At 71.4% G+C, this 19,961-nt stretch carries 18 protein-coding genes and 1 pseudogene; 3 read left to right on the forward strand and 16 right to left on the reverse strand.

The annotated features are described in order from the left end of the window. The 6 genes and pseudogenes from mutL to thiD all read right to left on the reverse strand — a co-directional run. Nucleotides 1-2,201: DNA mismatch repair endonuclease MutL (gene mutL, locus QZT59_RS06410; RefSeq protein ID WP_290812996.1), on the reverse strand; the 2,201-nt coding region annotated here is incomplete at its 3' end. Between the two features lie 240 nt (nt 2,202-2,441). Then, entirely contained in the window at nt 2,442-3,695 is a 1,254-nt protein-coding gene (locus QZT59_RS06415) for an FAD-binding oxidoreductase (protein ID WP_290812999.1), read from the reverse strand. Between the two features lie 160 nt (nt 3,696-3,855). Continuing rightward, entirely contained in the window at nt 3,856-4,323 is a 468-nt protein-coding gene (locus tag QZT59_RS06420; RefSeq protein WP_290813002.1) for a hypothetical protein, read from the reverse strand. A gap of 88 nt (nt 4,324-4,411) precedes the next feature. Then, nucleotides 4,412-7,282 (reverse strand): DNA mismatch repair protein MutS, encoded by a 2,871-nt coding sequence (gene mutS, locus QZT59_RS06425; protein ID WP_290813005.1) that lies wholly within the window; start codon nt 7,280-7,282, stop codon nt 4,412-4,414. Nucleotides 7,283-7,588: 306 nt separating this feature from the next. Beyond that, complete coding sequence (locus tag QZT59_RS06430) at nt 7,589-7,924, reverse strand: tRNA-binding protein (protein WP_290813008.1); 336 nt, start codon at nt 7,922-7,924, stop codon at nt 7,589-7,591. 96 nt (nt 7,925-8,020) lie between these two features. Beyond that, a pseudogene (gene thiD / locus QZT59_RS06435) lies at nt 8,021-8,812 on the reverse strand (bifunctional hydroxymethylpyrimidine kinase/phosphomethylpyrimidine kinase); the annotation flags it as partial. Nucleotides 8,813-9,086: 274 nt separating this feature from the next. On the opposite strand from thiD, the gene QZT59_RS06440 reads away from it, so the two are divergent. Continuing rightward, nucleotides 9,087-9,920, forward strand: a complete 834-nt coding sequence (locus tag QZT59_RS06440) for a hypothetical protein (RefSeq protein ID WP_290813012.1) — start codon at nt 9,087-9,089, stop codon at nt 9,918-9,920. Nucleotides 9,921-10,031: 111 nt separating this feature from the next. Here QZT59_RS06440 and QZT59_RS06445 read toward each other — a convergent pair whose 3' ends face one another. Then, nucleotides 10,032-10,190 carry a hypothetical protein gene (locus tag QZT59_RS06445; RefSeq protein ID WP_290813015.1) on the reverse strand — a complete coding sequence of 53 codons (159 nt, stop codon included), beginning with the start codon at nt 10,188-10,190 and terminating at the stop codon, nt 10,032-10,034. 172 nt (nt 10,191-10,362) lie between these two features. Here QZT59_RS06445 and QZT59_RS06450 point away from each other — a divergent pair, with 172 nt between their 5' ends. Both QZT59_RS06450 and QZT59_RS06455 read left to right on the forward strand, forming a co-directional pair. After that, a complete protein-coding gene (locus QZT59_RS06450; protein ID WP_290813018.1) occupies nt 10,363-11,229 on the forward strand; it encodes a dihydrodipicolinate synthase family protein in 867 nt (288 codons plus the stop codon). A gap of 331 nt (nt 11,230-11,560) precedes the next feature. Beyond that, nucleotides 11,561-12,007, forward strand: coding sequence for a hypothetical protein (locus QZT59_RS06455; RefSeq protein WP_290813132.1), 447 nt, complete (start codon nt 11,561-11,563; stop codon nt 12,005-12,007). 116 nt (nt 12,008-12,123) lie between these two features. Here QZT59_RS06455 and arsM read toward each other — a convergent pair whose 3' ends face one another. The 9 genes from arsM to QZT59_RS06500 form a co-directional block, all read right to left on the reverse strand. Continuing rightward, nucleotides 12,124-13,071, reverse strand: a complete 948-nt coding sequence (arsM, locus tag QZT59_RS06460) for an arsenite methyltransferase (protein ID WP_290813021.1) — start codon at nt 13,069-13,071, stop codon at nt 12,124-12,126. A 45-nt stretch (nt 13,072-13,116) separates the two neighbouring features. After that, on the reverse strand, nt 13,117-13,530 hold the full coding sequence (locus QZT59_RS06465) for a metalloregulator ArsR/SmtB family transcription factor (protein WP_290813024.1): 414 nt from the start codon (nt 13,528-13,530) through the stop codon (nt 13,117-13,119). A 390-nt stretch (nt 13,531-13,920) separates the two neighbouring features. Beyond that, nucleotides 13,921-14,484, reverse strand: coding sequence for an RdgB/HAM1 family non-canonical purine NTP pyrophosphatase (gene rdgB / locus QZT59_RS06470; RefSeq protein ID WP_290813027.1), 564 nt, complete (start codon nt 14,482-14,484; stop codon nt 13,921-13,923). Nucleotides 14,485-14,685: 201 nt separating this feature from the next. Further along, nucleotides 14,686-14,961, reverse strand: a complete 276-nt coding sequence (locus QZT59_RS06475) for a DUF5808 domain-containing protein (RefSeq protein ID WP_290813030.1) — start codon at nt 14,959-14,961, stop codon at nt 14,686-14,688. Nucleotides 14,962-15,076: 115 nt separating this feature from the next. After that, the gene (locus tag QZT59_RS06480; RefSeq protein WP_290813033.1) at nt 15,077-16,273 is read right to left on the reverse strand and encodes a pyridoxal-phosphate dependent enzyme; all 1,197 of its coding nucleotides are present in this window, start codon (nt 16,271-16,273) and stop codon (nt 15,077-15,079) included. A 94-nt stretch (nt 16,274-16,367) separates the two neighbouring features. Then, nucleotides 16,368-18,137, reverse strand: coding sequence for a bifunctional N(6)-L-threonylcarbamoyladenine synthase/serine/threonine protein kinase (locus QZT59_RS06485; protein ID WP_290813036.1), 1,770 nt, complete (start codon nt 18,135-18,137; stop codon nt 16,368-16,370). A 138-nt stretch (nt 18,138-18,275) separates the two neighbouring features. Beyond that, nucleotides 18,276-18,410, reverse strand: a complete 135-nt coding sequence (locus QZT59_RS06490; protein WP_290813039.1) for a 30S ribosomal protein S27ae — start codon at nt 18,408-18,410, stop codon at nt 18,276-18,278. 1 nt (nt 18,411) lies between these two features. Then, the gene (locus tag QZT59_RS06495; protein WP_290813042.1) at nt 18,412-18,732 is read right to left on the reverse strand and encodes a 30S ribosomal protein S24e; all 321 of its coding nucleotides are present in this window, start codon (nt 18,730-18,732) and stop codon (nt 18,412-18,414) included. A gap of 148 nt (nt 18,733-18,880) precedes the next feature. Continuing rightward, a complete protein-coding gene (locus tag QZT59_RS06500) occupies nt 18,881-19,906 on the reverse strand; it encodes a hypothetical protein (RefSeq protein ID WP_290813045.1) in 1,026 nt (341 codons plus the stop codon). Nucleotides 19,907-19,961 lie beyond the last annotated feature (55 nt).

A 19,961-nucleotide genomic window follows, 5' to 3' on the forward strand; every position in this document is an offset into this window, starting at 1 on the left:
CAGGCGTACGGGTTGTGACAGTCGTCGAGCGCCGACAGGAGGTCGAGGACCGACCCCTCGGCGAGCGAGGTGTTGCCCGTGATCGAGGGGTAACACGCCAGGTCGCCGAGGAACTCGTCGGCGAGCGCGTCGACGGTCTCCGCCCCCGCGTCGCGGTCGCCCGCGACGATCGACGAGAGGACGTCCCGCAGCCGCTCGGGATCGAGCGTCTCGTCGAGGACGGCGGGTACCGTCGTCACCGCCACGGTGCGATCGCCCACGCGGTCGGCGTAGAACCCGAGCCGCGAGAGCGCCTCGCGAACGTCGTCGAAGGCGGCGGCTTCGACGGCCGTCAGCTCGAGCTCGACCGGCTCGGCCAGCGCTTGCGCCGCCGGATCGCTCGCGAACGCCTCGCGCAGGCGCTCGTAGTTGACCCGCTCGTCGGCGGCGTGCTGGTCGACCAGCGCCAGGCCGTCCGGCGTCTCACAGACGAGGTAGGTGTCCCGGAGCTGTCCCAGGACGCGCAGCGGCGGCAGCGAGTCGAACTCGGCGTCCAGCGTCGCCGCCTCGCCCTCGAGGGTTCGCTGTTCGGCACCCGCGTCGAACTTGCGGCCGGGTTCCGCGGTGGGACTGAGACGGTCGGGGTCCGCGGCGGGACGGGGGCGGTCCTCGGGCGCGGGGGCGGTCGCCGTCGCGTCGTTCGCGTCCGACGGGCCGGCGTCGCCCTCGTTCGCCGTTTCCGGCTCGGTCGCGTCGGCTGTGCGCGCGGATTCGCCGCCGGCACTCGACTCCTTCGGCGCGCTCGTCGTGCCGGCACCGCCCTCGTCTCGATCCCGCTGGTCCGGGGTCGACCGCGAGCCGCCGACGGTCGCGCCGCCATCGACCGGCTCGTCCGCGGGTCGCTCCGCCGGGGACGACTCTTCCGGCGCTGGGTCGGCGCGTTCGGTTCGTCCCGACGGGTCGGCGCGTTCGGGTCGTCCCGACGGGTCGGGAGCGTCCGACCGTTCCGCCGAAGCCCCGCCGGACCCTCGGTCGCTCGGGGCGTTCGACTCGCCACCTTCGGTCGCCCCCGAACCCCGATCCGGTTCCACTCGCGCCTCCTCCGGCGCGGATCGTCCGCGCGGCGCCCGCGAGCGGAGCAGTCCGTGCTCGAGCAGCGCCGCCTCGACGGCGGCGTCGACCTGTCGACGGACGGCGTCGTCGTCGTCGAAGCGAACCTCGCGCTTGCGCGGGTGGACGTTGACGTCGACGGCGTCGCCCGGCACGTCGAGAAAGAGGACGACGAACGGGTAGCGGTCGCCGCCGAGCTGGCCGCCGTAGGCGCCCATGATCCCCTCGCGGATCGCGTCCGCGGTGACCGCCCGCCCGTTCACGTACGTCGCGAGGTACTCCCGGGTCGAGCGATTCGTCTCTGGGTGGGAGACGAGTCCCGACGCCGACTCGACGGGCCCCGGCGGGAGCTCGTCGCCGTCGGCCTCGACGGGGATCATCGCGCCGGCGACCTCGCGGCCGTAGACGGCCAGCACCGCCGCCTGGAGGTCTCCCTGCCCGGTCGTGGCGAACACCTCCCGGCCGTCGTGGGTCAGCGAGATCGCCACGTCGGGGTTCGCCAGGGCGTACCGCGTCACCACGCGGTTGACGTGGGCGAACTCCGTGGACGTCGTCTTGAGGAACTTCCGTCGGGCGGGCGTGTTGTAGAAGAGGTCCGCCACCTCGACCGTGGTGCCCTCGGGGCAGCCGACGGGCTCGACGGCGACGACGTCGCCGCCCTCGTAGACGAGTTCGGTGCCGGCGGCGGGGTCGCTGTCGGCGTCGCCCGCTCCGGCCGCGTCGACGCCGCGCTCCGCGATCGCGTCCGCACGCGGGCGACTCCGGATGGTCAGCCGCGAGACCGAGCCGATGGTGTGCAGCGCCTCCCCGCGGAAGCCGAGGGTGGCGACGCCGGACTCGAGGTCGTCCAGGCTCGCGATCTTGCTCGTCGTGTGCTGGCGGACGGCGGCGCGCAGGTCGGCCTCGGTCATCCCGCGGCCGTCGTCGGCGACGCGGATCAGCTCCGTGCCGCCCGCCCCGACCGCGACGTCGATCCGGGAGGCGTCGGCGTCGAGGGCGTTCTCGACGAGCTCCTTGACTGCGCTCGCGGGCCGCTCGACCACCTCGCCCGCGGCGATGCGGGCGACGGTGTCCTCGTCGAGCCGGCGGATGTCGGTGTCGTCGGCGGTCACGGTCGATCCCCTCCGGTCTCGTCGCCAGCGCCCGCCGGTCCCCGACGCGGTCCCGTCCCGATCCGCTCGCGTCGATGCCCGTCGAACGATCGCCCCGCGGGCTCGCCGATGCTCATCGTTCGGGAGGTGGCGGTCGAACCCTATGAATCCAGTGTCGCGCCGGGCCGGCCCGTCGAGGTCCGTATCCGCGTGCCCGATTCCGTCCGATAGTCGTCGATCACTCGGCGCGCTCGAACGCGCTCACTCGCCCGCTTCGAAGACGCTCACGTCGAAGACGTCGAACGGCGGCTCCGGGAAGTCCGCCGACCGATCGTCGAAGCGGTCGATCGAGAGCGAGTCGAGCGGAAACGGCGCGACGTCGCCGCCGACGAGCTGGCGAACCGCCGCGGCGGCGATCGGCGACGCGGTCAGTCCGAGGCCGCTGAAGCCGGTGGCCACGACCAGCCCGTCGGGGGCGTCGGCCGGCGCGTCCACGATCGGGAGCCAGTCGGGCGACATCGCGTCGCCGGTCGGACAGCAGCCGTCGCTCGCGATCGCCGCCCCGTCGAACTCGGCGAGGAGCTCCTCGATGCGTTCGGCGAGCAGCAGGTGGAACGCCTCGTCGACGCCGTGTTTCACCGACGGCTCCGGCGGGAGCAGCCCCTCGATGCCGGCGACGTGGAGCTCGCCGCTGTGCTCCGGGCGCCAGAACGTCGCCATGAACCCGTCCAGCCCGAGCTCGGCCGGCAGGTCGTCCCCGAAGTCGAGGTCCATGTACCACTGGGGGTACTCCTCACTGACGCGGTCGTCGCTCACCGCGTCGCTCTCCAGGTTGACGTGCCAGAACCGCTCGGGCTGGATCGGGACCTCGAGGTGGGGCTCGAGGAGCGCTCGCGACCACCGACCCGCCGCGACGATCACCGTCGGGGCCCGGATCTCGCCGTCGTCGGTGGCCACGCCCGCGACGGCGCCGTCTTCGACGAGGAGGTCGGTCACCCCGACGCCGGTCCGGATCGCGGCCCCCCGCTCCGCGGCGTCCTCGCTCATCGTCGTCGCGAACGTGTAGGGGTCGATCCACCCCATCCGCTCGTAGGCCATTCCGCCGGCGATCGGGCTCTCCTCGCTCGTGTCGAAGACGCCCGGATATCGGTCCTCGATCGCCGCGGCGTCGAGCCACTCCGCGTCGTAGCCGCCGTCTCGCGAGACGAGCTCGGCGTACTTCCGGGCCGCCTCGGTCTCCGCCGGTCCGTGGAGGTTCACCAACTCCCGCTCGGTGTACTCGTAGTTTCGGTGCCCGTCGAGCCCCTCGAAGAACCGAAACGCCAGTCGGCCCGCCTCCGGGAGGTGGGGAAACTGGTACTGCGGCTGGACGATCCCCGACGCGTGCCCGGTCGTCTCGCCGGCGATCTGGCCCCGTTCGAGGAGGGTGACGTCGTGGTCGGTCGCCAGTTCGCGGGCGATCGTGACCCCGATGCAGCCGCCGCCGACGATCACGACGTCCGCGTCCCGGCTCATCGTCCGCTCCTCCCGGTGGGACGCTCGTTCGATTCACCGTGGTGCCCAGGTACCGTCGCCGCGCGTGACATGGGTACAATTCGCACGGGGGAGGGGATAACTGTCGACCCCTTCATTACGGGGGTGTATTCGACCCGCGGGGTCGCGCCAGCTCGGGCTCTCACCCGTCGGTCTCGATCTCGACGCGGAGCTCGTCTCCGTCCCGGACGTCGTACTCGGTCGGGTCGACCGGCTCGCCGTTCGCCTCGAACTCGATCGCCGTCCCCTCGTCGGCCTCGTCGTAGGTCGTCCCGTCGGCGGTCACGACGTGCCCGCGGACGGTCTCCTCGTACGCGAAGTGGGGCAGGCGGTCGATTCCCCCCGCGAACGTCACCCGATCGCCCTCCATGTACCAGTAGTCGTCGAACTCGTGGAAGTGGAAGTCGATCGAGTACTCGTCGGCGTGCTCGGCCTGGAACCGATCCGCCGAGAGGTCGATCGGCTCGCCGTCGACGACGACCTCGAGCGTGCCGCGCTCGTAGTTCTCGATCTCGTCGCCGTGGGTGCCGCTCTCATCGTCCGCCAGGAATCCGCACCCGGGGAGCGCGAGAAATGCGGACGCGCCGGCGATCATCGCTCTGCGGTGCATTCGTCGTTCGGATCTAGGTGAGCGACGGCCCCTGAAGATCCTGCCGGATCGGTTCGGTGCCCGAGCCCGAAGCGGCGTCGCCGTTCCGTTACCGCTCCCCGTCAGCGTCAAGGCGCTCCTGCCACTCCTGGACGCGCCCCAGCAGTTCGACCGGCGGCGTCTCGTTGACGTCGACCGACGCGAGTTCCTCGAGTATCTTCGCGGTCTCGGGATCGATCGCGGGTTCGTTCTCCGCCTCGCTCGTCGCCCCTTCGCCGGCCGTCGCACCCGCCTCGCCGCCGTCGGTCGAGGCCGGTGCCTCCGTGACACCCTCGTCGGTGCTCACCCGTGGACCGCCGTCGCCTCCGCCCGTCCGCATCGTCCCGCTCTCCAGGTCGAAGACGGCCTGTACGGGCTCGGCCGACCCGCCACCTCGCGCTTCGATCGCCTTCTCCTCGCGCAGCCGGTCGAGCACGTCGCTCGCTCGGTCGACGACGGGGTCCGGGACCCCCGCGAGGTCGGCCACGTGGATCCCGTAGGAGCGGTCGGTCGGCCCGTCCCGGATCGTCCGGAGGAAGGTGACGTCGCCGTCGCGCTCGTCGGCCGCGACGTGGACGTTCGCCACCCGCGGGAGGTGTTCGGCGAGCGACGTCAGCTCGTGGTAGTGGGTCGCGAAGAGCGTCTTCGCGCCGACCTCGTTGTGCAGGTACTCGGTGGCGGCCCAGGCGATCGAGATGCCGTCGTAGGTCGCGGTCCCCCGGCCCACCTCGTCCAGGATCACCAGCGAGTCCTCGGTCGCGGCGTGGAGGATGTTCGAGAGCTCGCTCATCTCGACCATGAACGTCGACCGGCCCTGGGCGAGCTCGTCGAGCGCGCCGACGCGGGTGAAGATGCCGTCGACGAGTCCGATCCGGGCCTCGCGGGCGGGGACGAAGCTGCCGACCTGGGCGAGCAGGACGATGGTGGCGACCTGACGCATGTACGTCGACTTGCCGGACATGTTGGGGCCGGTCACCACGAGGAACCGCCGGTCGTCCGTCGCGCGCCCGCTGGCACGTTCCTGCCCGTCGGCCGACGAGCCCAGGCGCGCATCGTTGGGGACGAACTCGGTGGTCTGCTCGACGACCGGGTGGCGGCCCGCGGCGATCTCGATCCCGTCGCCCGCGTGGAGCTCCGGACGGACCCAGCCGTTCTCGGCGGCGTGGCTGGCGAGACTCGCCAGCGCGTCGACGGTCGCGAGCGCCCGGCCGACGTCCTGGAGGAGCTCGGCCGCCCCGGCGACCGCCTCGCGCAGCTCGCAGAAGAGTTCGTACTCCAGGTCGCCGCGGCGCTCTTCCAGGCGGAGGATCTCGCGCTCTTTCTCCTCGAGCTCCGCGGTCGTAAACCGCTTCGAGTTCTTCAGCGCCTTGATCTCCTCGTAGTGGTCGGGCACGCCGTCGGCCGCCGACCGGCCGACCTGGACGTAGTAGCCGTCCGTGCGGTTGCGGTCGACGGTCACGTGTGAGAGCCCGTGCTGGCGGGACTCGCGCTCGGCCAGCGTATTGAACCACCGTTTCAGCTCCTCGTGGCGGTCGATCACTTCGTCCAGCTCCTCGCGGTAGCCCCGACAGATGAGCCCGCCCTCCGTGACCGTCGACGGCGGCTCCGCGGCGAGGGCCTCGGCGAGGGTCCCCCGAAGGTCGGCCGCCGCCTCGCCATCGGGTTCGCCCAGGATCTCCGGCAGGGGAGACGCCGCGAGCGTCGGATCGGTTTCGACCGCCTCCGCGAGTCGCGGGAGCAGCTCGAGGGTGTCTCCCACCGCCAGCAGGTCCCGCGCGTCGGCGCTCCCGTGGGTCGCCTTCGACGCCAGCCGCTCCAGATCGTAGGTGCCGTCCAGCAGCTCGCGGATCTCGTCGCGGGCCAGCGCGGCCTTCGCGAGGGCCGCCACGCTCGCCTGCCGGCGCTCGAGAACGTCGAGGGAGCGTCGGGGTCGCTGGAGCCACTCGGCGAGCAGCCGACCGCCGGCGCTCGTCTCGGTGTGGTCGACCGTGGCGAACAGCGTCCCGTCGCGCTCGCCGTGCATCGTCTCCGTGAGCTCGAGGTTGCGCTGGGTCGTCGCGTCGAGCGCCACGTGGTCGTCGCCGCGGTGGGTTCCCAGGCGGGTCATCGAGGCCAGCACGCCGGCGCCCGTCTCCTCGACGTACGAGAGGACGGCGCCCGCGGCGGCGACGGCGGGTTCCGGGAGGTCGAGCCGGTCGACGGTCTCGCGGCCGAACTGCTCGCGGACGGCGTGAGCCGCTCGCTTGGGAGCGAACGCCTCGGACTCGTGGAGCGACAGCGACGCGTCGGTCCGGTCGCGGATCGCGGTCACCAGCTCGTCGTCGTTGCGCACGCCCGGGCCGGGCAGGACCTCGACGGGATCGAACCGGTAACACTCGGTCAACACCTCGTCGGGGTCGCTCGCGCTCGCGACGAGGAAGCGTCCCGTCGTCACGTCGGCGAAGGCGAGCCCGTAGGCGGCCTCGCCGTCGTCGGGTGCGTCGCCAGCGCTCGCGGAGCCCCCCGATCCCGCGGCCCAGGCCGCGTGGGCGCCGCTCGCGCTCGAGTCGAGGTCCACGCTCCGGTCGGCGGCGACGACCGCCGCCAGGTACTGGGCGTCGGCGTCGGCCGTCTCGAGGAGCGTTCCCGGGGTCACCACGCGGACGACCTCGCGGGCGTGGCCCGACTCCGTCTCGTACTGATCGGCGACGGCGACGCGGTAGCCGCGCTCGACCAGCGCGGTGAGGTACGGGGTCAGGTCGTTCAGCGGTACGCCCGCCATCGGGTAGGACTGGCCCTGCGAGGATTTCGACGTCACCTTCAAGTCGAGTTCGTCGCCCACCGTTTCGGCGTCCTCGCCGAAGAACTCGTAGAAGTCCCCACACTGCATCGCCAGCAGGTCGGCGTCGGTCTCGGCTTTCAGCGAGAGGAACTCCCCGACGATGCCCGTCGCCTCGGTCATACCCGGAGACTGTTCGGCGACCGCAAAAACGCTGCGGGTTCCGAGGTGGAAGTGGTCGAACTCGCCGTTCCCGGGAGGCCGCCTCCGAGGGCCGGCGATCGGGCGTTCCCTGGAAGCCGTCTTCGGCGGTCGGCGGTCGGGCGCTCGTCAGGACGCGCCCGCCGGCTCCGAGTCCGTCACCGGGGCGTCCTCGTCGCGGATCTCGAAGCGCGCACCTCCAACCGACTCCTCGCTCACGGGCGCCGTCAGCGGCGCCACCGAGGGGCGGGACGCCGTCGGGTGACACACTCGGCGGGCGCGCCGTACTCAGTACAGCACGGCGCCGAGGGACACGTCGAACTCCTCGTCGGGGCTCACCAGCACCGGATACCCCTCGTCGCTCGGCACGCCGACGGTCAGCGCCTCGGACTCGAACCCGGCGATCCGCACCGAGCCGAGGTTCGTGGCACAGAGCACCCGCCGACCCACCAGCTCCTCGGGGTCGTAATGGCGGTCGAGCTGCGCCGCGGACTGGATCTCGCCGCGGTCCTCCCCGAGGTCGATCCACAGCTTGGTCATCGACGGCTTGTTCGTCTCCGGGAACGCCTCGGCCTTCAGGACCTCGCCGACGCGGATCTCGACGTCGAACGGACTCTCGACCATGCGCCGAGTGACGGGCGGGTCCGGTAAAAATTCGCCGCCACCGCCGCGCCGGGTCGACTGCGGCGACCCGAGACGCTCGAGCCCCCGTTATCGATCCACGGAGTGGTTGACCGCTCCCGGGCCGCGGCCGACGTCGTAGTGGTGCCGGATCGCCCGCGCGAGGAAGTCGGTCGCTCCCTCGACCGCGGTCGATCGCACCTCGCCCCGGGCGAGCCGGGCGGCGATCGCCGCCGCGAGCGTACAGCCCGAACCGTGAGTGGCGTCGGTGTCCACGCGCGGGTGCTCGAAGGTCTCGATCCCCTCCGCGGTGACGAGGACGTCCCGGACCGTCCCTCCGGGGACGTGCCCGCCCTTGACGAGCGCGGCGTCGGCGCCCAGCTCGACGAACGCCCGTCCGGCTTCGCGGGCGCTCGCTTCGTCGGTGACTTCGACGCCGGTGAGGGCGGCGGCCTCGTCCGCGTTGGGTGTCACGATCGCCGCCTCCGCGATCAGCGCCTCGTAGGCCCGCTCGGCCTCGGGTTCGAGCAGCCGGTCGCCCGAGGTCGCCACCATCACCGGATCGACCACGACCGGAAACGCGACCTCGGCGGCGCGGTCGGCGACGAGCTCGACGATCTCGGTCGTCGCGAGCATACCGGTCTTCGCCGCGGCGACGTCGAAGTCTCCCAGGACCGCCTCGAGCTGAGCCTCCACCTCCGCGGGCGGGAGCACGTGCGTCGACTCGACGCCGCGGGTGTGCTGGGCGGTGACCGCCGTGATCGCCGACGTTCCGTAGACGCCGTGGGTGGCGAACGTCGCGAGATCGGCCTGGATCCCGGCGCCGCCGCCGGAGTCGCTTCCCGCCACTGTCAGCGCGATCGGCGGCGAGTCGGGTACGGGGTCGTTCATGTGCGTCCCTATTCGCCGGTGGTACAAATCCGTGGTGTCTCCCCGACGTCGCGACCCGTCCGGGGACTCCGCTCGTGGCCGATCGACCGGTGGATTCGACGGGCGAAACGATCGGTGGATTCCACGGGCGGAACGACCGGTACATTCGACGGGCGAAACGATCCGTGGCCGGTCTCGATGAACCGAAAACCGACCGACGGTGTCGCTACTCGCGTTCAGTTCTCGAAAGATAGATTGGAAACATTTAGGTATCGGTCGTCCGAGACGTGCTCGTATGAGACGCGCACGATTGGCGGTACTCGGAGTGGTCTTGCTCGTCCTCGCAGCGGGCTGCGTGGGGACGCTCGGGACCTCCGACGACGGGACCGATGACGACGCCGAGGACGGGGAGATCACCCAGGCGGCGCTGCTCGACGGCATCGACGAGGTCGAGAGCTACGAGTTCGAACTGACCCAGACGATGGAAACGGAGATGGGCGAAGTGACGATGACCGGCGACGGTGCCGTCGATTACGCCGCCCAGAAGCTCGAGATGCTGATCGACACCGAGATGATGGGTCAATCGATCGAACAGCAGGTCTACTTCATCGACGACGCCATCTACACGCACGCGGCCGGCATGGGCATGGACGACTCCTGGATGAAGATGAGCGTCCCCGAGGACGAACAAGAGGAGGTCTGGGCCGACCAGGAGACGCTCGAGGGCCAGACGGACTACATCGAAGGGGCCGACGTCGAGGAAACCGGTACGGAGACCGTCAACGGCGTCGAGACCACGGTTCTCGAACTCCAATTCACCGAGGAACTCAGGGAGGAACTCGAAGCCGAAGACGAGTTCGACGAACAGGAGATGGAGATCGAGTCCGTCGACTACCGGCTCTTCGTCGAGGAGTCCACCGAGTTCCTCCACAAGGTGGAGATGGACCTGACCGTCGAGCAGATGGGCCAGGAGCTGACGACGGAGACCGAGATGCTGATCACGAACCACAACGAGGAGGTCGACATCACGCTACCCGAGGCGGCCGAGGACGCCGAGGACGTCGGCGAATTCGGGGACTCGATCGATCCGAACGCCGGCTCTCAGGACGACGACGGCTTCGGTCAGTAAGCAGTCGGTCGGCTCCGACCGATGTCGGCCGACTGTGGGTCGACCGTCGACGATCGGTCGTTTTCGAATGCCGACGATCGGTCGTTTTACGAACGTCGACGATGGGCTCGCTCAGCGCTCGGCACGCCGGGAGACGAGCACGAGCGTCGCGCCGATGCCGATCAGCGAGAACGCCAGCACGGTCGTCACCGCGTGCTGGCTGTAGGCCTCTCCCGGACGCGCCGGAAGCCACCCGGGAACGTGGTCGATCGCCGGCGCGAGCAGAAGCACCGAACCGCCGGGCCGGTGCCGTGTCGGTTTCGCCGTGGGTCTCGTCTATTATCTCACATCGGAATTGCGGAATTACGATCAGCGGGGTCGAACTCGATTCGCACCGACGCCGACACGGTCTCGGCCGCCCGGAACCCGCGACGCTTTTGGATCCGGTCCCGTAACGGCCCCCATGCAAGGAACCGGGATTCCGATCGCGACGCCGCTGACCGAGGAGGGTGCCGTCGATCACGATCGCCTCGCGGACCTGGTCGGCTGGGTCGAGGACGCGGGCGTGGACTTCCTCGTCCCGTGCGGTTCGACGGGCGAGGCGCCGCTGTTCTCGGGCGAGGAGCGGCGAGCGATCGTCGAGACCGTCGCCGAGGCCGCCGACGGGCCCGTGCTGGCGGGAACCGGTCGAGAGGGGTTCGAGCCGACGCTCGCCGCGACCGAGGATGCGGCCGACGCCGGCGCCGACGCCGCGCTGGTGGTGACCCCGTCGTACTACGACCCCGACGCCGCGGCGCTCTCGGCGTACTACCGCGACCTCGCCGAGGAGAGCCCGCTACCGATCTACCTCTACAGCGTGCCGATGTTCACCGGCGTGACGCTCTCGCCGCGGACGATCGCGTCGCTGGCCGACCACGGGAACGTCGTCGGCGTCAAGGACTCGAGCGGCGACGTCGGCGCGCTCCAGCGGACGATCCGCCGGACGCCGAATGACTTCGACGTGCTGGTGGGCAGCGGCGGCGTCTACGCGCCGGCGCTCGACGCGGGCGCCGACGGCGGCATCCTCGCGCTGGCCAACGCCGTCCCGGCGCTGGCGAGCGAGATCTTCCGGCTGCACCGCGAGCGCGAGCGGGCGGCCGCCCGGGGGCTGAACGCCGACCTCGCGGAACTCAACCGGACGATGGTCGGTCGGTACGGCGTGGCGGGCGTGAAGGCGGCCCTGGCGCTGCGCGGGCGGCCCGCCGGCCCGCCGCGGCGTCCGCTCCGGCCGCTCGCCGACGACGAGCGCCGGGAGATCCGCGAGCTGCTGGACGGCGCGGGCGTGCTGTAACGGACCCGTTTTCACCCGGGAGAGCCAACGACCGACGATGACCGACTCCTGGGGCGAACTCTACGACCGCGCACGCGAGCACGACGTCTCCCCGGCGGCGATCGGCGAATCGCTCGAGCGCCGACGGGCGGAGGCCGGCGAGGCGGAACGCGACGATACGGCCGGCGACCCTGACGCCGACGGCCAGTCCGCCGCGTCCCCCGACGGCCCGTCCGCCGCGTCCGACGACGGCCAGTCCACCGCATCCGCCGACGGCCCGTCCGCCGACGACGGGGCGGACCCGCCCCGGGCAGACGCCGGGGTCGACGACGGTCCGCCGAACCCCGCTCGCATCGTCGCCGACGCGGACGTGCTCGCGGCGGATCTACTCGCCGGCGGGGCCGCCCGCGAGGCGCTCGACCACGTTCGACGGCACGACTGGGTCGAACTGGCCGCGAGCGATCCGCTGCTCGAAGACGCCGAGGCGCTGGTCGCGGAACGCGCCGACGCGGGCCTGGCGGCCGCCCACCGCGCGCGCCTCGAGGGCGAACGGATCCGCGTCGACCATCCCGCGGGTGACCACCCCGCGCTGGCGTCCGCCTACCGCAGCGGAGCCGCCCACGTCCTCTCGTTCGACGAGGGGTTGACCTCGACGACGGCGAACCTCTCGCTCAGGCCGCGGGTCGACGTCAGCGTCCGCTCGCCGGACGCCTTCGCGCGACTGTTCGATCCCGAGCGGCTGTACCCGTCCGTCGCCGACGGCGAGTACCCCGGCCCCGATCGCGATCCGCGGGCCTGATCGTCGCGACGGTTCCGGTCGCCCGGATCGGTACCGATTCCGGCTCGGGGGACTCCCTCCGACCGTCCCGCGAGATCACGGTCGTCACGGCTCGCGCGCCGGGCGTCCGAGTCGACTCAGGTCGGTTTCGTCGCCTCGATCCGCGCGGAGACGATCGGGAGCGACTCGCCCTCGTAGGTCCCATCCCACTCGCCCTCGACGATCACCTCGACGTCCGCAAAGCCGAGCTCGGCGAGCCAGGCTTCGAACTCCTCGACGGTGGCCACCCCGCCGACGCATCCCGAGACCAGGTCCGGATCCCGACGGACCGCGTCGGGCAGCGGCTCCGTCGCCACCAGGTCCGAGATCGCGAGTCGGCCGCCCGGCCGGAGGACCCGGCGGGCCTCCGCGAGCGCCCGTCGCTTCTCCGCCGAGAGGTTGATCACGCAGTTCGAGATGATCGCGTCGACCGACTCGTCGGCGACCGGCAGGTGCTCGATCTCGCCCAGCCTGAACTCGACGTTGTCGAGCTCGCTCTCGCGGGCGTTCTCCCGCGCCCGCTCGACCATCTCCGGCGTCATATCGACGCCGATGACGGTCCCCTCGGTGCCGACTTCGCGGGCCGCGAGGAAGCAGTCGAAGCCGCCGCCGGAGCCGAGGTCGAGCACCGTCTCGCCCGGTTCCAGCGCGGCGATCGCGACGGGGTTGCCACAGCCCAGTCCCATGTTCGCGCCGTCCGGCGCGGCCGCGAGGTCCTCGTCCTCGTACCCCACGCTCCGGCTCCGCTCGTCGGGGTCGATCGGGTCCGGCCCGCATCCGGGTTCGCAGCCCGACTCGTCGCTCCGGCCGGTTTCGGCGTCTCGTCCCCGATCGGCCCCGTCGTCTCGTCCCTGATCGGCCCCGGCATTCCGCTTCCGGGCGATCTCGGCGTACCGTTCTCGGACGTGGTTCGTCGGTCGATCGCTTCGCCCGTCGCGCTCGGTTCCCGGTGCGCTCTCGGCCGGTTCGCAGCAGGTGGTGTCGTCGGTCAACTGGTTCCGGTCTCCGCTCTCGGCCGGTTCGCAGCAGGTGGTGTCGTCGGTCATCTTAATTCGGTCTCCGTCGTCCGTCTCGCGGTCGATTCGTCTCGGTCAGTCGTCCGATTCCGCGGGCGCGTCGATCGCGTCGGCCAGTTCCAGGAGCTCCGTGACGGCGGTGTCGGCGATCCGATAATAGGTCCACCGACCCTTCTTTCGCGTCTTGACGAGTCCGGCCTCTCGCAGCCGCCCGAGATGGGTGGCGACCGTGGATTGGGGCGCCTCGAGGACCACCTGCAGCTCGCAGGCGCAGAGCTCGCCCTCCCGGAGCGCGGACAGCGCCCGGATCCGGTGATCGTTAGCCAGCGCCCCGAAGACGGCCGCCGCCGCTTCGACGGTCGTCTCCTCGGGTCGTCGTTCCGTCAGCGCCGCGACGCAGGCCCCCAGGTCCGCGTCGTCGTAGAGGCCGTCGAGCGACTCGCAGGCCGCTTCCGGGACCGCCGCGTCGGCGTCGTACTCTTCGGTCATGGTCGGTCTCCGCTCGAGCCGCGGCGGGTCGTCGATCGCGCCGCGGCGTCGCTCGATAGATCGAGGTTTATCGATATAAAATTGTCGCCGATCCGTTCTCCCCGCCGGCCGGGTCGCGACGTGCGACGCGGCTCCGGCGTGGGACGGGGTTTCAGCGTGGGACGGGGTTTCAGCGTGGGACGGGGTTTCGGCGTGGGACGGGGTTTCGGCGTGGGACGTCGCCTCGAACTGACGTTCGACGTCGTCCGGAAATGACGTGCGCGACCCGAGCGGAAGGTCTCGGATCGCCGCTCGTTCTCCGTCGCGAATCGCACGGGAACGCGACGGACGTTGTCGAACCGGTGGTGCCCGATTCTCGGGCGTTCGAGAACAAATCGAAGAAATCCGATTTCAATCGCGGTGCTCCGCGACCCACTCCGCGAACTTCTCGAGCGCGCGCCCGCGGTGGGAGATCGCGTTCTTCTCCTCGGTGGACAGCTCCGCCATCGTCGTCCCGTTGTACTCGAAGATCGGGTCGTAACCGAATCCGCCCTCGCCGCGTGGTGCGACGATGGTTCCGGCGACGGAGCCGGTGAACGTCTCCACGTCGGGGTCCGCCGGATCCCCCGACGCGTACGCGATCACCGACCGAAACCGCGCCCGGCGGCGTTCCTCGTCGGCGACGAGCTCCCACACGCGCTCGATCCCGAGGGTGTCCTCGACGTACGCCGAGTACGGCCCCGGAAAGCCCCCGAGCGCCTCGATCGCGAGCTCGGAGTCCTCGACGAAGACGGGGATGTCGTCGCCGATCGCCGCGTAGGCCTCCCGGACGCCGCGGGTGGCGATCTCCGCCAGGGAGTCGTGCTGGATCTCGGCGTAGTCGTACTGGATCTGTTCGACCGCCTCAACGTCGGCGAAGTACTCGCGGGCCTCCCGGACTTTCCCCTCGTTGCCGGTGACGAAGCGGACGGGCATGTGCGAGGGCGGGACCCGGGGGCGAATATAGGCGTCGGTTCGCCGGGGACGGCGGGCGGACTGTCCCGGCCGGTTCGAGAAATCTCGCCGGCGCTTAGCATGCGCTCGCCGCTCGTCGACGTTTCGCATGTACTCGCCGCTCGTCGACGTTCCGGACGGCTCGAGAACACCCGTCGGCGGCCTCAGGCGTCGTCGGTGCCCTCAATCGTCGTCGACGATGACTTCGACCGGTTCCTCCGCCCCGCCCTCGCCGTCCGCGTCGGTCTGGCTCTCCTGCCAGAGCAGGACGGCGGCGACGGCCACGACGATCCACGAGCGCCAGTTGGCGAGGTTGAGGGTGTACCCGATGCCGAAGGGCTTCTCGACGATCATGCGCTCGCCCGGCTTCCAGTACGCCGAGAGCATCCGACCGATGCTCGGTCGCTCGAAGTTGTACGGTACGCCGAGAATCTCTCCGGAGGTCGACTTGTCTGCCATGATCGCTGATAGAACCCGCCCCGACAAGAGTATTGCGTGCACCGTCGCGGCTCGAAAGGCCGCCGCGAGACGGGTTCGGCCTCCCGGTCGCGCGGCGGGCGCGTCGAGCGGTCGCCTACGCGTCGAGGGCCGCGGCCAGTCCGTCTCGGTCGACGACCGGCGTATCCGGTTCCGATCCGTCGGTCCCGCCGTAGCCTCGGCCGGTGACCACGCACGCGACGGCCTCGTCGTCGGCGATCTCGCCGGCGTCGGTCAGCCGGTCGAGCGCCACGAGCGGGGTCGCGGCGGCGGCTTCGGCGCGGACGCCGGCCCGCCGCGCCAGTCGATCTCGCGCGGCCCGGATCCCCTCGTCCCCGACCGAGACGACGGCGCCACCCGTATCGCGGACGGCCGCGAGCGCCCGCGTCCCGCTCGGCGGGTCCGGATTGGCGATCGAGTAGGCGACCGTCTCGCCCGGCGTCGTCGGCGTGACCGCCCCCTCGTCCCGCCGAAACGCCGACGCGATCGGGTCGCAGGCGGCCGCCTGGACGAGGTACAGGCGGGGGAGTTCGTCGACCAGGCCGGCGGCGCGCCCCTCGCGAAGTCCCTTCCAGACGGCGCTCGCGTTGCCGCCGCTGCTGACGGGCAGGACGATCGCGTCGAGGTCGGGCGCCGCGTCGAGGAGTTCGTACGCCAGGGTCTTCTGCCCGGCCACTCGGAGCGGGACGTCGGAGTTGACGAATCGAATTCCGCGCTCGGGCCCGAGCGCGAGGGCGTCGCGGTAGAGCCGGCCGTAGTCGCCCCGAACCCGGACGATCGTCGGGTCGAAGCGCGCGATGGCCGACAGTCGCGCGGCCGGGACGTCGGCGGGCACCAGCACGACGCACTCGACCCCCGCGGCCGCGGCGTGGGCGGCGGTGCTCAGCGCCATGTTGCCGTGTGAGACCGTCCCCACCCGCTCGTGGCCGGATTCGCCGACGACCGCGGCGACGCCGACGGCGCTCCCCCGATCCTTGAAGCTCCCCGTCGGGTTCTGGCCCTCGTCCTTGAGCCAGACCCGGCAGCCGGCGACCTCGTCGAGGCGCCCGGCGCGGATCAGCGGCGTACCGCCGGCGCCCAGGTCCGCCGGCGCCGGGTCGACGGGGAGCAGGGATCCGTATCGTCGGATGCCCGCGCCCGGTGGCGTCGACGGCCCGCCCTCGGCGCTCGCCCCCGGCCACTCGTCGGGTTCTCGAACGGGGAACCACAGGGGGTCGCCGCACTCACAGCGCGCTCGCGGACCCTCGTCCGATCGATCGCAGGCGTAACAGCGTCGATCGGCTCCGTCGCTCATGGCTCGCTCGTCGCGGGCGACGGTGAAAAGTCCGACCGCTCCGGCGAAACCGACCGCTCCGGTGAAACCGACCGCTCCGGCGAAACCGAACCGGCTACCCCTCGCCCCGGTAACGACCCCGGCCCTCTACCTCACGCAACCGCGCGAGGACCGCCTCGTCGCCGACCGCGCGGTAGGCCTCGCGAAACGCCTGGCGCAGTGGACCGGGGTCGGCCGCGGTCCCGACGAGGCTCTGGTCGAAGACGTGCAGGTCCATCGCGTAGTCCTCGACGTGGTCGGTGTGGTAGCCGAGTCCGAAGTCGATCAGGTAGGTGCGCTCGTCGTCCAGGCGGACGTTCCGCGTCGTCGGGTCGCCGTGCACGAAGCCGGCGCCGTGGACGGCCGCCAGGTGCCGTCCGACGGCGGCGACGGGCTCGACCGCGAGCGCGGCCCGCAGTTCGCGGTCGCCGACGTGCCCGAAGGCGATCGTCGCCTCCCGCGGGTCGACGTCGCGGACGACCGGGGTCGGGACGCCGACCCGCCGCGCCTGGCTCGTCAGCCGCGCTTCCAGGACGGTGCGCTCGCGGCGGAGGCGGTCGTCGAGTTCGGGGTGGCGGTAGGTCTTGGGGACGCGACGTTTGATCACGCGGTCGGCCTCCGGGTCGATCGAGACGACCGCTTCGGCGCCTCTGACGTCGCGCTCCGTCGTGTTTGCGTCCACCTCTCGACCGCGGAGCGGCCCGTCCCGCTCGCGGCCCCCGTCGTCACCGCTCGCGATTTCGCGACCCTCGCCTCGATCGGAATCGGGGGCTCGCGGTTCGCTCCGCTCGCCGCTCGCTACTCCGCGGTCCCCACTCCGCTCGGACCTCGGTCGCCAGCTCACCCGAACGTCGTCCGGCCGGAAGTCCGGATTCACCCGCGAGTCCGCGACCGCGAGCGTGTCGCCCGCCTCGTACATCTTCGCGCCGAGGACGGCGATCATGCCCGCGTTGTCCCTGAGGAATCGCGGTTCGGGAGCGTGGAAGGCCGCCCCGCGTTCCTCGCACATCGTCGCGAGCATCTCCCGGAGCCGGTCGTTCTGACCGACGCCGCCGCCGAGGACGAGTTCGTCGGCGTCGGTCAGCGAGAGCGCCCGCTCCGAGACCTCTGTCAGCATGGCGAAGACCGTCTCCTGGAGTCCGTAGCAGACGTCCTCGACGGGGACGCCGTCGTCGTAGGCCGCCTTCGCGGCGCTCATGATCCCAGAAAACGAGAAGTCCATCCCCTTGACGACGTACGGGAGTTCGACGTACTCGCCGTCTTTCGCGGCCGCTTCGACCTTCGGACCGCCGGGGTGAGACCAGCCCACGTGACGGGTGAACTTGTCGATCGCGTTGCCGACGCCGGTGTCCATCGTCTCGCCCAGCACCCGGTAGCGGCCGTTACGGTAGGCCAGCAGGTGGGCGTTGGCGCCGCTGGCGTTCAGACAGACCGGATCGTCGAAGCCCGCGGCGTGCCGTCCGATCTCGAGGTGGGCGACCATGTGATTGACGCCCACCAGGGGAACCTCGAGCGTCTGGGCGAGCGCGCGGGCCGCGGTGGCGACCACGCGCAAACAGGGCCCGAGCCCGGGCCCGCGGGAGAACGCGACGGCGTCGACCGGCGGTTCGTCCGTCTCGCGACCGGCCGACGCGGCGGTTTCCGCGGCGCGATCCAGGATCGTCCCGACCACCTCGGGGATCGCCTCGTGCATGTGCTCTGCGGCCTCCCGTGGGTGGATGCCGCCGCTGTCGGGTTGGTAGGCGTCGCTCTCGATGACGGTCGAATCGGTCGCGCAGTCGTACAGCGCCGCGCTGGCCGCCCAGGCGGTGCCCTCGATTCCGAGAATGCGCGTTCGGTCGGTCACGATCGGTGCGTCAGCGGTGGCGACGGGCCGAAGCATCCGAGGTCCGGGGGCGGCCGTCGCGGACCCCGCTCACGGCTTCCTCCTGTCGCCGTTCGCGTTCCCGAGGACCTCGCCCCGCTCGGTCCTCGGCGCATCGCTTTACTCCCACTCGGTGTACCCGCACTTCCCGCAGTGCTGGCGGTCGCCGTGGTCGGCCAGGTAGGCGTCCCCGCAGCGCGGGCACGCCTCGCGGTCGACGGTGCCGTCGTCGTTGTAGAGCTCGTGGCGGGACATCTCAGGCCTCCTCGGGCTCGGCCTCGGCGTCGTCTTCGGCCTCGACGCCGATCTTGTTGCGCTCGAGCATGTAGTCCTGCTCGACGTCGGCGGCGTCGTCGGCCGTCTCGTAGACCTTCGCGTTGCCGACGGTCTTTCGCATCCCGAACTTCGTGTCGAGCTGACGGACGACGACCTCGTCGGCGTCCTTGTTGAGCTTCGCCGCGAGGCTGTCCCGGACCTGCAGGCGCGAGGGCGTGGCCTCGTCGTGGATCAGCTCGAACGTGACGTCCGTGCGGTGCAACATCGGATTCTCCTCCTCGGAGATGACGTCGATTTCCATGATATCACTCAGTTACCCTACTATGCCCGTGTCGGCGCTAAAAGGATTTCGAAGCACCCACCCGTCGCCTCGGCGTACGTGCCGTCGGTCGGCCGTCTCTCCCGCGGCCGGGCCGGACGACCTTCGACCACCCCGTCGCCGCCCCGGGCTACCCTCGAACGACCATCCCCCGCGGCACCTGCTCTTCCAGCGCCTCGTCCCACTCGATCCGGACGCGCGCCCACGCGTCGCCGAAGTCGTCCGTCCGGAAGAGCCCCCGGTTGTTCGCGCCGTAGACGACCCCGGGCTCGCTCCCCGTCGCGAAGACGGTCCTGACGACGCCCTCGCCGGTCGGTAGCCCGCGATCCTCGAGGCGTTCCCAGGCCTCGTCGCCGCGCGTTCGGTAGACGTGGGACTCGGCGGTCTCGTGGCGGTGAGCGCTGGACGCGCCGGCCGCGCTCGAGACGAGCACGGCGTCGGGGTCGCCGGGATCGGCGACGACCGACCAGCAGTAGCGGTGATCGAGGCCGACCTGCGGGTGGTCCCACGTCTCCCCGCCGTCGGTCGAGCGAGCGAAGCCGTCTCCCGCGGCGGCGTAGACCAGCCCCTCCCGCCCCGGGTGGGTCGCGAGGCTGTGATTGTCCCGGCGGGACCCCTCGGGGCGCTCGCGCCAGCTCTCTCCGCCGTCGGTGCTCAGCACGAACGCGCCCGCCTCGATGCCGACGTGGAGTCGATCGGGGTCGAACGGGTCGACGGCGATCCAGCGGACGTGGTGGGTGTCCGGCCGCGGCGGGAAGAACCACTCGGATTCGGAGGGCAGGTCGGCGATCCCGTCGAGGTGGCTCCAGGAGTCCCCGCCGTCCCGCGTCCGGTAGACGCGACTCGGTTCGGTCCCGACGTAGACGGTCTCCGGATCGTGCGGCGAGATCGACAGGGCCGTTACCGGGTCGCCGCCCTCGACGGCGAGGCGCTCGAACGACTCGCCGCCGTCGGTCGATCGGAGACAGCCCTCCTCGAACGTGCCGACGTAGAGTCGGTCCGGGTCGTCGGGCGGCCCGGCGACGCACTGCAGGCGGCCGGCGTCGAGGCGGGTCGTCGACGCGTCGGCGCGCTCGCCGTCGGACGCGTCGGTGCGCTCTCCATCGTGATCGACGGCGAGGACCCGGTCTTCCGTGGCGACGTGGACGGTGGGCATCCCCCGATAGTCGGACGGCGGTGGCAAAGGCTCTTGGGCCGGTACCGCGGACCGG

Source organism: Halovivax sp., from assembly GCA_007119345.1.
Lineage (GTDB): Archaea > Halobacteriota > Halobacteria > Halobacteriales > Natrialbaceae > Halovivax.